Source organism: Thermoanaerobacterium calidifontis (assembly GCF_055381745.1).
Map to the genome: position 1 here is coordinate 1,543,495 of NZ_AP042436.1, position 12,940 is coordinate 1,556,434.

Sequence of the window (12,940 nt, forward strand, 5' to 3'; positions counted from 1 at the left end):
TTTCTTATCAGTATGACTTTGACATCCCGTAAGTGAAAAAGTCAAAAACAAAGTTCCGACAAAAATTATTATTCGTTTCATATTTTTTATCCTTTCTGTTTTGACTTATCCACAAATGAAGGTATACGCATACCTTTTTCATTTAACGTTACCGTTAAATTTAACCTTCACATTTTAACGAGCCTTTTTAACTCATTCGCAATGTGCGTCCATATCGCCGTATTAACCTTATCTTTTTTACTCATAGCTTTTGACAAATGCTTTAAGGCATTATAATAATACTTCTTAATGTTATCAGTTTGTTTTTTTGACAGTCTTTCAAAATCTTGAACAGATGCCGAGTTAACAATATCATGCACACTACTTGTCATTTACCACACCTCCTGTATTAACAGCGTCAAAAATATTCACAATTTTGCCTTTCGCAAGCCTTGCTATCCGCCTTTTTAAAGTGCTTGGCATAAGCATTTCCTGTTCTTTACGCTGTATTGCTATACTGTATAGCCTAATGAATTGGTCACGTACAATCTCTATATTTTCTGACAGGCATATTTCCAACCAGCCAATTGCCTTAACAACATCACGTACAACTTCTGACATACTATCAAAAGCTTCTTCAGGTCTATAATAACCATAAAGCCTTATAGCACGTGCAACCTCATGCCACGCTTCATCTTCATCAGGAACATTAAATTTCGTAACAGAAACAATCTCCTTGTAAAGGTCATGTACTGTTGGCGGATACGGACTTTCAAGTATAAACTTTTGAAGTGCACAGTTAACAACCTCGTAAGACATGTCTTTAAACATTGCTGTAAACAGGCTAATCATGCCTTGTTTATTCTCCTGGATTTGTTCAGCATAGCGTGGATAGGCAACTTTAAGTGCATTGACAATCTTTGTTGTTTCTTGCACTGTCATTTCAAGATTCCTCCTTCACAAGCAAAAGTCATTTTCCGGTGCTTTTGTCTGCTCATTGCAAACAGGTTTTTGAATATCTCTATGCAGTTTGCTTTGACAGGAGGAGAACCTCTGACTGTTTTCCACTGCTTTCGTATTCCTGCATTGACCGCCAATTCCAATTCTCCAAAGTCTATACAAGATATTCCTGTCGCTTTTTCTTTTTTCACTGCGGAAGTGAACATGCTGCTTATGTGACATTCCTGAATAACCCTGTTCTGCCTGCTGTGACTTATACCTGCTGGTCTGTCAAGTCTGCTTAAGGCTCTTACTGTTTTAGCTTTAAGCGATTTTTCAAGTTCACTTAAAGCCTTATTAGTGCCATACTTAAGCATTTTTTCAGGCTTATTAGGAATTTCACCAACTTTAGCAACAGGCATTTCATCACGTCTATTACCAGTTTTGTTGTCAGCTATATCTTCAGGCTCGCATGAAATTTGGTTTTCAGGCAATATATCAAGCCTAATCATAGCTTCGTTGACTTTCTCAATAGGCAATATATCAAGTTCATCAACAAGCCTAATATCATGCAGTTTCTCACGCTTGTTGATTTCTACATCAGGTAGATTTTCTGCACCATCAACAAACAGCTTTTCAGGCTTACTTATGGCACTGACAACATCGCTTTCAGCATCATTAATGTCATCAATAACCGTAAAACCAGCCTTTTCAAGCATTTTTGCAAACTCATTTTGACTGCTATCAAAGCTGCCTTCAAGCTGTTTTTCAGGCACATTTTTGACATTGGACTGTTTCTCTATGCCATTTGCTTCAAGTTCGGCAATAACCGTAAAACCAGCTTCTTTAAGCATCTTCACAAACGCATTTTCAGCGTCATTTTCAGGTTCTTTTTCAAGTACATTTTGCGCATCTGCCTGTGTCTCCATGTCACTTGCATAAGATTCGTCAATGACCGTAAATCCAGCTTCCTCAAGCATTTTCCAGTCGTCATTGAAATTTTTAAAGACATCAAAGCCTTGTTCTGCACTTTCAGCGACAAAGTGGTGCAGCATTAAGTCAGCGTCATTATCAGCGTCAAGTGCTATATTGCGTTGTTCTTGGGCTTTTCTTGCCTTATCAAGTAAGTGCAGTCCATACCTGTTAGTGTCGCAGTCTATTTTCCCCACTGCCGAAGTGAGACTGTTTGTGTCCTCTACAAAAGGACATTCTTGCAAGTCAGTGTCATTCTGCAAAGTTTGTGCTGCATCCATGCCAGCAGGCTCATTTTCAAGTTCAATCAAGTCGGCATCAGGCATGATAACGTTTCTTTCAGGTTCTCTTTCAGGTGCATTAAGGCTTGTGTCTGGCTCCTTATCAAGGCTTATTTTAAGGCTTGCTTTGAGTGCATCATCAGGATTAGGCATAGCATTTTTATGTTCCTCGCTCTTAAAAAGCTCATCATCAAGCTCAAAGAGGTCATCAATATCCATGTCATCAAGTTCGAGCAAAGCATTATCAGGCATGTCAATAGCACTATTCAGGTTTTCTTCAGGCTTATTTAGGCTGCTATTCAAATTTTTGTCATCTGTGCTTTCAGAGTTTTCGTTTTGCTTTTTGCTGGCTAAAACTCGGCTTATATCAGGCGCAACTTTATCACTGGTTCCGAAAAAATTGTCAAAGCTAAAAGGCTTAAACAGGTCTTTTTTAGGCTTATTTTGTTCGTTATTCAAGATTTTTTCACTCCTTTCAAAATCGCTTTTTTTCTCGCTGCCTGTATCATTCAAGCTTGATTTAGCGTTCAGTTTTTTCAGGATTTCTTCAAGTTCCTCGTCTGTGTACTCAACATGTGGTGGCATGTTTTTTAAAACGTCTCTGAAAGGGTCATCAGGGTCAGAAGGATCGATAAAGCCATCTCTCACGAGGATTGCATAGGCATCTTCTTCGGACTCTATGGTGCTTATATCAAGTTCACTTGCAGGCACATCAAAGCTCATTTCAGGCTCTACATCAAATTCGTTTATAGGCTTATTCAGGTTGTTATTCAAGATTTTACCAGTTTCATCTTCAAGCATAACTACTGTGCTTACTACAGGCTTATTTACAGGTTCTATAGCAGTTTCTCTATCAAGCTCTTTAAAGCTTATATCAGGCTCTATTACAGGTACTTTAATGCTTATTTCAGGCTTTATATGCTCTATGTCAAGTGCTTTATTAAGGCTTATATCACGTTTATTATTATCAAGTATACATACAGTATCTTTAGGGGTATTATACGTACCAAGATTATCTATCTTAGTATCACTACATAATACAGATTGATTCCACAGGGATCTTTTAGATCTAGTAACTAGCTTATTATCACTAGATCTACTTGAGAGAGATACACTATCAGGTAAGATAGTCTCTGATGTAGTCTGTGATGTACTCTCTGTATTGGTCTCACGTTCAGGTGTTTGACCTCCTACGTTTGTTGTAGGTACCTCCTCCGTTCTATCGTAGGAGGTATTACGTTGCGTTGTAGTATCAACTATTTTACGTCCTACCTCTTCCGTTTCATCGTAGGAGGTATTATAATGTTCTAAATTATCATCTGAATTATCAATCTCTTTAATGTTGTTATAAGTTATTTCTTCAATTCTTTCAGGAACTGGTTCAATAAACATAACATTTGTTAATTTTAGACCAGATGTAGGCATTGTAATAGTTCTGAATTCAAGTGTAATTAATCCTAAATCACGAAGCAGTTTTATTGCATCTTGTGCTTGGCGTTTTGAAATTCCAAATTGGTCTGCAAAACTTTGATATGATCTTTGCAATTTGTCTGCACTAAATTTTGTTTTATATCCTTTTATTTCTCCTGTTGCTTGATCTCTTATGATTGTTGGTCTATACCAATAAACAATTTCAGCTAGTATTATTATTGCATTTAAGTTAGGTTTACCTGATGAAAAAGTAATATGTTTATACCAATTTGCAGGTATGATGTTTCCTTCAAAATTAATTTTTCCTATTTGTTCTACAATTTTGTTCATTTTATTCACTCCTTTTTATTTTAGTTGTTGTAAACGGTCGTATGTTTACAACAAAAATGGCAGCCTTTAGTTTGGCTGCCATTTTTGCCGACCGTTTGCAATTTTTTAAAGGAGTGTACAGAAAAAAAGGCAGCCTTAAAGCTGCCAAAAAACGAACAAACGTTTAAAGGAGGAATTTTGTGTGATATGCCCGTAGGAACGAAGTTGAGATCGGGAGGAAATCTACATCGTTCCACGAAAAAAAATAGGACGCTTTTACACGTCCTATCATGCAGGAAAAAGTTCCTTAATGTCCTTTTCAGTTTCTTTAAGTTTTTTTGCAGCGACAAGATGTTTGCAGTCGCCTTCATAATACGTGAAGGCAGGACAGGTGCAAACATTGTGAAGCAGGTCTACCGCATAGTCTTCTGTACCATGTGCAATATATATGTCATTTGTTATTTTCTCAAGGTTGTTTATGTCAAAAACACCACGATGATAATTACAAAAATCAGAGGTTTGTTTTAAAGCTTCATTGGAAAGTTTGTCGGCTTGCTTGTTCTGTTCACGTGGAATCCATTTAAAGCTTGCGTGCACATAGAATAACATGTCTTTGCATTGGTTATAATAAGTTCTTAAGCTTTCTTGTTTCAGTTTCCAGTTGCCTGTTATTTGCTCTATGACAAGCTGGCTGTCACCATGTATTAAGATTTCTTTAACGTTGTGCCTATATGCCGAATTCAAAAGTTCTAACAATGCCATATATTCTGCTTCGTTGTTTGTATGTACGCCAATATATTTGCTTATTTTTTCTATTATTTCACCGTTTTCGTCTATCAGTATGCCACCAACACCACTGTCACCAGGATTGCCTTTGGAACAACCATCAAAATAGCCATACCACATACTGTTACCTTCCTTCTATACGTTTTTTAAGCCTGCTTATTTTGTACTCTTTTAATTCATTAATATTTAGCTCATCAACGTTTAATATGATTTTAATTTGTTCTATCATGATTTCTACATCAGTTATTTCTTCTAAAATTGCACTTCTGTTTCTGTCACCTCTTAAATATTTACATAGTTCTTTTTGTAATTCTGACATTTCTTCTATTGCCAGCGTTATTTGTAATTCCTTGCCCCATTTTTCAATGGCTTTTTTATAGAGCTGTTCTCTTTCTTTCTGTTTTTCATCTTTATGCGCATTTTCATAATCTTCCAGACTGACTTCGATCATTTTTTTACCACTGCCATGACAATGACTGCAATTTTCGTAATAATCGTTCCATTCAGGTCCTGATACAAGCACTTTACCTTTACCATCGCAGTAAGGACATTTGTATTTATCTTCCATATCTGACTCCTCCTTAATCAATTCCTAATTGTTCTGCTATTGCATTCCAGTCGTCAAGAATTTTTGTATACCTGTTTGTGTAGTTAATATTTTCTGTTGCATGTTTTGTCGCATTTTTGATTCGTGATATGTACCTGCAAAGCATTTGATATTGTTCGTCTGTCAGTTCCAGTTCGATTTTGTAAGTTTTCACCGTCATCACCTCAAAAAAAAGAGCCTTAAAGGCTCCAAAGTTAGTATTTATTTAATTAGATTGCTTATATCTTTTACATCTGAAAAACGTACCGCCGTAATATACATAATTGTATATCCAATAAGAAAAACATTAATATAAGAATCTGTCGTATATACATATGTTGCAAGTACACCAAATATGATGCTAAGGATAGATCTGGGTAAAACAAAATGCATAAAATTTTTCCAATCAAATTCACTTATTGTTACTTTTATAATTAAGAAAAAAATGCATATCGATGTTAATATTAACAGCAAAATATCATTTATACTTAATTTTAATATTTCGCTGAATGTTAATGTTATAAAAGCAATTATTGATGGTGCAAGAGCTAAAAATATATCCATATTACAATTAACCTCCTTGTATTTTTAAGTTTTTACTTGCAAAAAAAAGACGCTCATAAACGAGTGAACGTCCTGAAAGGTATGCGCATACCTGCAAAATTTTGGTAAAGCATAGCAAAGAATATGAATGTTGCAATAAGTCCTATGCTCTGGTCTATTATGGAACCTGTACTGAACAGATGAAGTCCGAAACGTCTTTTTAAAGGATATAAAAGTTCAATGCCTGCATTTGTCATTAAGTCTGCTACAAGGTGCATACCATAGCCTATTATGGCAGGTATAAGAAGCATTTTATCGGACAAAACAAGCATTAGTATGAACGTTGTAAAGCCTAATAATGAATGAGTAAAGCCTCTGTGTTTTGTGAAGTATGCAAAACCTGTATAAACTGCAAATAGGATCGCTGCAAGCAATGAAAAGTATCTATAATGCCATAAAAAATAATCTGCTATTAGCAGCAGCGGAAAGCCTAATGGCAAGCCTGGAATAATGTCTATTTTACGGCGTATTAAGCTGTGTTCTTCATCTATATCAGGCATTAATGAACTTACACCTGCTGTTATAAGTGCTTGAGGTAGTGCATGCGGATTTGTTATTATTGTTGCTGTTGTTGCAAGTCCTATTGCCAAATGTGTACGTCCTAACATTTTATCACATCCTTTAAAAGATTTATATTATTGATATTTTATTTTTTTTATATATTGTACGATATTATTTATGGTGGTGAATAACAAGTGAAGAATATTATTTCTTTTTTTAAAGAGATTATAAGTAATATTACAGGTAATTATTATAAACTAAGTTATATTTTATTGAATATGTTGATAATTTTTTTTATTGAGAAGTATATTTGTAATAATGAAATTCCGTATTTTTCAAGTGAAATTACAAAATATACTTCATCTATTTTGCCATTTTTAAAATTTTTAGTTCTTACATTTTTTATATATGGGACTATAGAATTTATTGTATTGGTATTTTATATGCTTTTAATTCTATTTAAAATTTTAGTAAGTTATATAAATTATATAAAAACGAACAAAAAACATAGGCTATATAAAAAATATACTTGTAATTGTGATTATGAAAGTATATATATTGACGGTCTTGCAGAAAAAATTTTGCTTTCATATAGCTATATGTGGATTATAATTGGATATATTTTTTTATTTAATAAAAATGAAATTATATCTGAAATACAAAACAAAAATATAATAACAGTATTACATAATGAATTGTTTTATGTTTTTTTCGGTTTTACTATTATTTCTTTGCTTATATTTATTTTTATATATATACCTCTCTTCATAAAATTTTTAATGTTACCGATACATTATGAAGAATTCGCTAGAAGATACCGTGAATTTTATGAGAGAAAACACTCTTGAAAGCTATGATAAAAGTTTTTTAAAAAAAACAAAACATATCATTGATGCCTTTTTAAAAGCTGAAATAGATCCAACCCAAGAAGTAAATTCCCGCAAATATAAGGGCAATTAAAATTGCGCTACAAAAAAGACCATTTGTAAAAAGAGGATATGCGATTGTACTTCCTAATATACCTGATATAAACAAACGAATATATGTTTTTGCTATTATTTCGTTTTTCAGCGCAAAAGGTAAATTTTGTAAATCGACACCTTTTAGTTGTATGGATATTTTAGGAAATTTAATTATTGCTATGATGATTTTTTTTAATTTCTCCATTTATTTCATTCCTTTTCTAGTTTTTTTTCTTCTAAAAGTTTTAAGTCATAATATCTATTGTTTTTTATAACTTTAACTTTTAAAGGAAGTTTAAAGAAAGGAGAACTCCATAATCGAGATACAACTAATTCGCTACTGGTATTGGTTAACATAATTTCGTCTTTGTTGTTGTTTTTATAAAATAAGATCCTTACAAATATTGAATTTATGAAATTTTCACCATCAGGGCAGAGAGTACCGCCCATATGAACGTAATCTATTATTGTTATTTCTTCGCCTATTAGGCTTTTAAATGGTACTACAGCTTTGATTTTTGTCGATTCTAGTTTTTTCATAAAGTCCGACGCATTAAACATTTGATTTCACTCCTTAAAGATTTAACGCTTTTTTCTCTGTACTGCTTGTACGTTTTTCAGCTTCAATGTTATTTTGAAGTTCTTCAACATATCCTGTTTTAAAGGTATGCACGCTGTATGAACTTTTCAAGTTATAAGGTTTAGCACCATGTTTTCCTGTAAAGTCCATTTTTTGTGTTTTAAAATTGTATTCATACGAACTTTGGCAAGCTTCATAAAGTGCCTGTTCGCCTAATTTTTTGCGCTTTAAAGTTTTTCTCAATTCAATCTGATGCAGTCTGTCCATGCCTGCAACAGTTGAACTTTCACGGCTTTTTATAATTTTTTCATATAACGGAATTCCTATTAAGTAAAATCTGATTTCGTGTTTGTTTTTATTATATTTTTTGCAAAGATAATCTTCGATGTATTCATCTATGTAATCTATAGCCTGTACGTTATCAAGAAAATCTTGTATTATTTCTTCTCTTTCTTCTTTTTCACTTTTCTTGATTTTAGCACGTTTTTCCTTTATGTATTCAATGGTTTCTCGTTTATGTTTTTCTTCATTCTCTGTTTTACGTCTTTCTTTTTCTAATTTATATTCAGGAAATTGCTTTAAAATTTTTGTAATAGCAGGTTGACTAACATTTTCCTCTTTGGCAATTTCGGAAACGCTTTTATGTTCTATAAAATAAGAATAATAAACTTTATTTTTATCACACATTATTATTCCTCCTATTTTTTCGTTTTTGTTTTATTTTGGTTATATTTTTGCTAACAAAAAAAAGCCTGTTTTTAGGCATAGTACGACCTATATAGAGGCTTTACGTCTCTTTTTAAGTTCATTTTCATGCTCCAGTATAGATTCACATATGATTTTTATAACTTCTTTTGTATGTTTATCAGTATTGTTGTCTTTAATAAAAGTATTTTTGATATTTTTAATCTTACCCAAAGCCTTTTCCCTCCGTTATTTTAAATATTTTATCACTTCGTTCATATCAACCTCTGGAAAGGCATTCTTTAAACCTGTTAAAGCTTTAGGACCAATTTTGCCTGTCTTTTTAATGCGATATAATTGACTTCTGCTTATTCCTATTTTTTTTGCTAGTTCTTGTTCTTTAAGGTTGTATTTATATGCTAAATTATTTAAGAATGGAATCATTTTGTTCCTCTCCTTGTAATAAAGTGCACTTAACATTCTATAAGTAATTTTATATTATTTAAAAGCACTTGTCAAGTATATTTATCTAAATGTTAAGTTGATTTATAATTTGTGCTTTAAATATTGATACAAAATAAAATGTACTTAAAAAATAAAATTTACTTGTCAAATATGTTGCATTTATGCAACATATTTGTTATAATTGGAAATGATGTTATTTAAAGTATTAAGGAGGTTCCTTTATGGAAAAAAGAGAACATATAGGACAAATAATAAAAAAATTACGCAAAGACAAAAAAATGTCTCAACGAGAGTTAGGTGCTGCAACAGGGTTAAGCAATACAGCAATATCTTATATTGAAAAAGGTATTTATGATATAAAGATGTCTAATTTGGCCAAAATAGCAAAAGCTTTAGATACAACAGTTGAAGATATTATGAAACAAGTAGAAACAGAAGATACAGAAAAAAAAGAAGAGCAAAAGCCAGAAGAAAAAGACGAACAGAAAGAACCTTCAATTGCAGAAATTGAAGAATTTCTCGCAGGTCAAAAAATGCTCATGTTTAAAGGCAAGCCTGTGACAGAAGATGATTTACGAAGCGTGTATGCGTTTTTGCAATTTCTAGAAAAAAAATATGGCGATAAAGAATAGTTGATTTTTTTATTGTCATATTTTATAATATTTACAAACATTAGTTCGTTTAACGTAAAGGGGGTACTAATGTGAATATAAAAGAAATTGCAGAAGAAGTATATAATACATACCATACCAGAAATCCGTTTGAAATAGTAGATTATATGAACGGTATTATATTCTACACAAGTTATCTTCCAGACGATATATACGGCATATCAAATGTGGTAAAAAATACATGGATAGTCAGCGTTAATTCCAAACTGCATAATTACCAAGTTATCAAGTTCACAATTGCACATGAAATAGGACATAAAGTACTGCATGATTTTGAAAATGATATGTTTTTTAAGCGCAGTACATGTTTTAGTTTGCAACGCTACGATAATCAAGCCGATGAATTTGCACTAAATTTATTATATACTGATGATGACTTAAGAGACATAATAGAATATTGCAGCAGTGATTTTTTCTGCGATGTTTTTAAAATAAAATATACTGTTTTTGAAAAAGTTATAAAAGAACGTTTGGGGGTATAATATTATGACTACAGCAGCTATATATGCAAGAAAAAGCGTATTGACTGAAACTGGTGAATCAATAGAGAATCAAGTTCGACGTGGTATCGCATATTGTGAAGTTAAAGGTTGGGATTACATAATATATGATAAAGATGAAGGTTTTTCAGGTTCTAATACTGACAGACCTGATTTTGAAAAAATGATGAAAGATGCAGAAAATAAAAAATTTCAATATATCATTTCATACAAATTAGATCGTATTAGTAGAAGTGTTCTAGACTTTTCGGATTTTATTGAAAAACTTAATGAGTTAGATATTGGTTATATATCGTTAACTGAAAACTTTGATACAACAACGCCTGTTGGACGGGCGATGATGATGATTATTGCTGTTTTTGCACAATTAGAAAGAGAACAAATAGCTGAACGTGTTAGAGATAACATGATTGACAGAGCTAAATTAGGTAAATGGAATGGTGGTCCTGTCCCTTTTGGATATGATGTAGAAAGAAAAGAGTTAATAATTGATGGAAAGAAAAAGAAAACATCAAAGCTGGTTATAAATAGAGATGAAGCAGAAAAAATAAAAAAATACGTAGAGTGGTATTTAAGTCCTAATGGAAGCATTAGAAAAAATGTGTTTAGGGCAAATAGTCTTGGCGAAAAGACTAAAGCTGGCAGTGCTTGGGGTACTACACAAATGAGAAGAATACTTGAATCGCCATTATATGTAAAAGCTGATGAGGACGTGTACAACTATTTTTTAGAAAAAGGTATATATATAGCAAGCAACAAAGAAATGTTTAATGGCGAAAATGGTATTATACTTTATAATAAACGTAAACCGTACAAAAAAACATCAAGAACAAGAAATAAAGAAGAATGGATACTAGCTATAGGAGAACATGAAGGAATAATTCCAGGGAAAATATTCATCGAAGTTCAAGAAAAATTAAACAAAAATTATAAAAAGCCACCACGAAGTGGCAGCAGTACTAAATCTTTTTTGTCGGGTCTTGTTAAATGTGGATGTTGTGGAAAATCTATGGTTGTATATGTTGGAGGAAATGAAAAAGTAGAGAATAATTATAAATATACATATTTTCGATGCAGTTCAAAAATAAGGCAAGGACTTCATTGTGAAAATGATAGTGTCCGTATTGATGAATTAGAAAATGCTGTTATAAATGAGCTGAAAAAAATATCTCTAGATAAAAATTTCATTGAAAATGCTTTTAAAGAAATAAGTAACAAATCAAGAAATGATAATAAAGAACTATTAAAGAAAAAAAAGAATCTAGAAGAAAGAATTTATGAAATTGACAAGCAAATAAACAATCTAGTCGAAGCAATAGCTAATGCCTCACTGCCTCAAGATTTAATCAAAGCAAAATATGATGAATACGCAAAAGTAAAAAAAGAGATCCAAAATGAATTAGAAAAATTAAATGAGAATATAAATATAACTAATAATAATATTATGAGTGCGGATTACGCATATTCCGTCTTAAAGGATTTACATGTTATAATTGACAATTTATCATTTGATGAGAAAAAAACACTATTTAACAACATAATTGAAAAAATTATATATGATAGGGGGAATGTAGAGATACACTTCTTTCTTTTACCGATTTATAAGAACTCTGCAGATTTGGTTATTTCTAGCCGCAAGGACATGGATTTAATGCGACAACGAGAATTACTTTAGCCGGATACGTAAAAGTGGCATTGACTCGTGATATTGTCACACATTCATCTTCTAACGGTTGCCTAAGCGCTTCAATAGCATCTCTACGAAATTCAGGAAACTCATCAAGAAATAAAACACCGTAATGCGCTAAAGAAACTTCTCCTGGTCGCGGAATCCTGCCACCGCCAACTAAAGAAACTGTTGAAATAGTATGGTGAGGCGCTCGAAAAACCCTGTTTGTCAGGAGTGATACATCTTCAGGCAAAGTCCCTGCTATGCTATGTATTTTTGTAACTTCTAATGCCTCTTCCAAAGTCATCTCTGGAAGTATGGTAGGAAACCTTCTTGCCAACATGGTTTTGCCTGAACCAGGAGGACCTACAAGCATAACATTGTGGCCACCGGCAGCAGCAATTTCAAATGCTCTTTTTGCATTTTCCTGTCCTTTTACATCAGAAAAATCTACATCATAATTTTCTCTTTTGAAAAGCTCATCAATATCGATTTTAATACTGTTGATTACTTTTATACCGTTTATGTAATCAACAACGTCTTTTAATGATTTGACAGGTATAACTTCTACATCTTTTGTTATGGCAGCTTCTTTTGCATTTGCATACGGCAGTATTATCCTTTTAATTCCGTAGAGTCTTGCATCCATAGCCATAGGCAACGCACCTTTAATTGGCCGTAGAGAACCATCAAGTGATAGCTCCCCCAGCAAAACTGTATCATTATCAACAGTTTTAACTTGTCCAGTGCATATAAGTATTCCTACAGCTATCGGCAGATCAAACGATGTGCCTTCTTTTTTAGTATTAGCAGGCGCTAAATTTACTGTTATTTTTTTAACCGGAAATTCGTAGCCACTATTTTTTATAGCAGCTCTTACTCTATCTCTCGATTCTTTTATCTCTGTATCGCCTAATCCGACTATATCAAAAGCAGGAAGCCCATTTGATATATCAATTTCTACATCTACTACATATCCGTCAATGCCTAAGATTGCCATGCTTTTTGTTATAGAAAGCATC

Annotated in this window: 17 protein-coding genes and 1 pseudogene; 4 read left to right on the top strand and 14 right to left on the bottom strand. The window is 32.6% G+C overall.

The genetic code is table 11. The features are described from left to right. Positions 1 to 167: 167 nt before the first annotated feature. From ACZ42G_RS08070 to ACZ42G_RS08105, 8 genes are all read right to left on the bottom strand, one after another. Complete coding sequence (locus tag ACZ42G_RS08070) at positions 168 to 371, bottom strand: hypothetical protein (RefSeq protein ID WP_464850021.1); 204 nt, start codon at positions 369 to 371, stop codon at positions 168 to 170. Beyond that, a complete protein-coding gene (locus ACZ42G_RS08075) occupies positions 361 to 921 on the bottom strand; it encodes a hypothetical protein (RefSeq protein WP_464850023.1) in 561 nt (186 codons plus the stop codon). Before ACZ42G_RS08075 ends, ACZ42G_RS08070 begins: the two co-directional genes overlap by 11 nt. Then, on the bottom strand, positions 918 to 3,932 hold the full coding sequence (locus ACZ42G_RS08080) for an SH2 domain-containing protein (protein ID WP_464850025.1): 3,015 nt from the start codon (positions 3,930 to 3,932) through the stop codon (positions 918 to 920). Before ACZ42G_RS08080 ends, ACZ42G_RS08075 begins: the two co-directional genes overlap by 4 nt. Positions 3,933 to 4,199: 267 nt before the next feature. Beyond that, the gene (locus ACZ42G_RS08085; protein ID WP_464850026.1) at positions 4,200 to 4,817 is read right to left on the bottom strand and encodes a ribonuclease HI family protein; all 618 of its coding nucleotides are present in this window, start codon (positions 4,815 to 4,817) and stop codon (positions 4,200 to 4,202) included. Positions 4,818 to 4,821: 4 nt separating this feature from the next. Continuing rightward, entirely contained in the window at positions 4,822 to 5,265 is a 444-nt protein-coding gene (locus ACZ42G_RS08090; protein WP_464850028.1) for a hypothetical protein, read from the bottom strand. 13 nt (positions 5,266 to 5,278) lie between these two features. Further along, positions 5,279 to 5,458, bottom strand: coding sequence for a hypothetical protein (locus tag ACZ42G_RS08095; protein WP_464850030.1), 180 nt, complete (start codon positions 5,456 to 5,458; stop codon positions 5,279 to 5,281). Positions 5,459 to 5,505: 47 nt separating this feature from the next. Then, positions 5,506 to 5,847, bottom strand: a complete 342-nt coding sequence (locus ACZ42G_RS08100; protein WP_464850031.1) for a hypothetical protein — start codon at positions 5,845 to 5,847, stop codon at positions 5,506 to 5,508. A gap of 53 nt (positions 5,848 to 5,900) precedes the next feature. Continuing rightward, the gene (locus ACZ42G_RS08105) at positions 5,901 to 6,494 is read right to left on the bottom strand and encodes a metal-dependent hydrolase (protein WP_464850032.1); all 594 of its coding nucleotides are present in this window, start codon (positions 6,492 to 6,494) and stop codon (positions 5,901 to 5,903) included. An 87-nt stretch (positions 6,495 to 6,581) separates the two neighbouring features. On the opposite strand from ACZ42G_RS08105, the gene ACZ42G_RS08110 reads away from it, so the two are divergent. Then, positions 6,582 to 7,235, top strand: a complete 654-nt coding sequence (locus ACZ42G_RS08110) for a hypothetical protein (RefSeq protein WP_464850034.1) — start codon at positions 6,582 to 6,584, stop codon at positions 7,233 to 7,235. Positions 7,236 to 7,287: 52 nt separating this feature from the next. Here ACZ42G_RS08110 and ACZ42G_RS08115 read toward each other — a convergent pair whose 3' ends face one another. The 5 genes from ACZ42G_RS08115 to ACZ42G_RS08135 form a co-directional block, all read right to left on the bottom strand. Beyond that, the gene (locus ACZ42G_RS08115; protein ID WP_464850036.1) at positions 7,288 to 7,554 is read right to left on the bottom strand and encodes a hypothetical protein; all 267 of its coding nucleotides are present in this window, start codon (positions 7,552 to 7,554) and stop codon (positions 7,288 to 7,290) included. Between the two features lie 5 nt (positions 7,555 to 7,559). Continuing rightward, positions 7,560 to 7,889, bottom strand: coding sequence for a hypothetical protein (locus tag ACZ42G_RS08120; protein ID WP_464850038.1), 330 nt, complete (start codon positions 7,887 to 7,889; stop codon positions 7,560 to 7,562). 34 nt (positions 7,890 to 7,923) lie between these two features. Continuing rightward, complete coding sequence (locus ACZ42G_RS08125) at positions 7,924 to 8,616, bottom strand: hypothetical protein (RefSeq protein ID WP_464850039.1); 693 nt, start codon at positions 8,614 to 8,616, stop codon at positions 7,924 to 7,926. 87 nt (positions 8,617 to 8,703) lie between these two features. Continuing rightward, the gene (locus ACZ42G_RS08130) at positions 8,704 to 8,847 is read right to left on the bottom strand and encodes a hypothetical protein (protein ID WP_464850040.1); all 144 of its coding nucleotides are present in this window, start codon (positions 8,845 to 8,847) and stop codon (positions 8,704 to 8,706) included. Between the two features lie 15 nt (positions 8,848 to 8,862). Beyond that, on the bottom strand, positions 8,863 to 9,057 hold the full coding sequence (locus ACZ42G_RS08135; protein WP_464850042.1) for a hypothetical protein: 195 nt from the start codon (positions 9,055 to 9,057) through the stop codon (positions 8,863 to 8,865). A gap of 242 nt (positions 9,058 to 9,299) precedes the next feature. On the opposite strand from ACZ42G_RS08135, the gene ACZ42G_RS08140 reads away from it, so the two are divergent. The 3 genes from ACZ42G_RS08140 to ACZ42G_RS08150 all read left to right on the top strand — a co-directional run bounded on the left by ACZ42G_RS08140 (position 9,300) and on the right by ACZ42G_RS08150 (position 11,924). Next, a complete protein-coding gene (locus tag ACZ42G_RS08140) occupies positions 9,300 to 9,710 on the top strand; it encodes a helix-turn-helix domain-containing protein (protein WP_464850044.1) in 411 nt (136 codons plus the stop codon). 71 nt (positions 9,711 to 9,781) lie between these two features. Next, positions 9,782 to 10,231 (top strand): ImmA/IrrE family metallo-endopeptidase, encoded by a 450-nt coding sequence (locus tag ACZ42G_RS08145; RefSeq protein ID WP_464850045.1) that lies wholly within the window; start codon positions 9,782 to 9,784, stop codon positions 10,229 to 10,231. Between the two features lie 4 nt (positions 10,232 to 10,235). Then, a complete protein-coding gene (locus tag ACZ42G_RS08150; RefSeq protein ID WP_464850047.1) occupies positions 10,236 to 11,924 on the top strand; it encodes a recombinase family protein in 1,689 nt (562 codons plus the stop codon). Here the strand turns inward: ACZ42G_RS08150 and ACZ42G_RS08155 are convergent. After that, positions 11,881 to 12,939 (bottom strand): annotated as a pseudogene (locus ACZ42G_RS08155) (YifB family Mg chelatase-like AAA ATPase); the annotation flags it as partial. The gene ACZ42G_RS08150 and the pseudogene ACZ42G_RS08155 sit on opposite strands and share 44 nt — an antisense overlap. Between the last annotated feature and the right edge of the window lies 1 nt (position 12,940).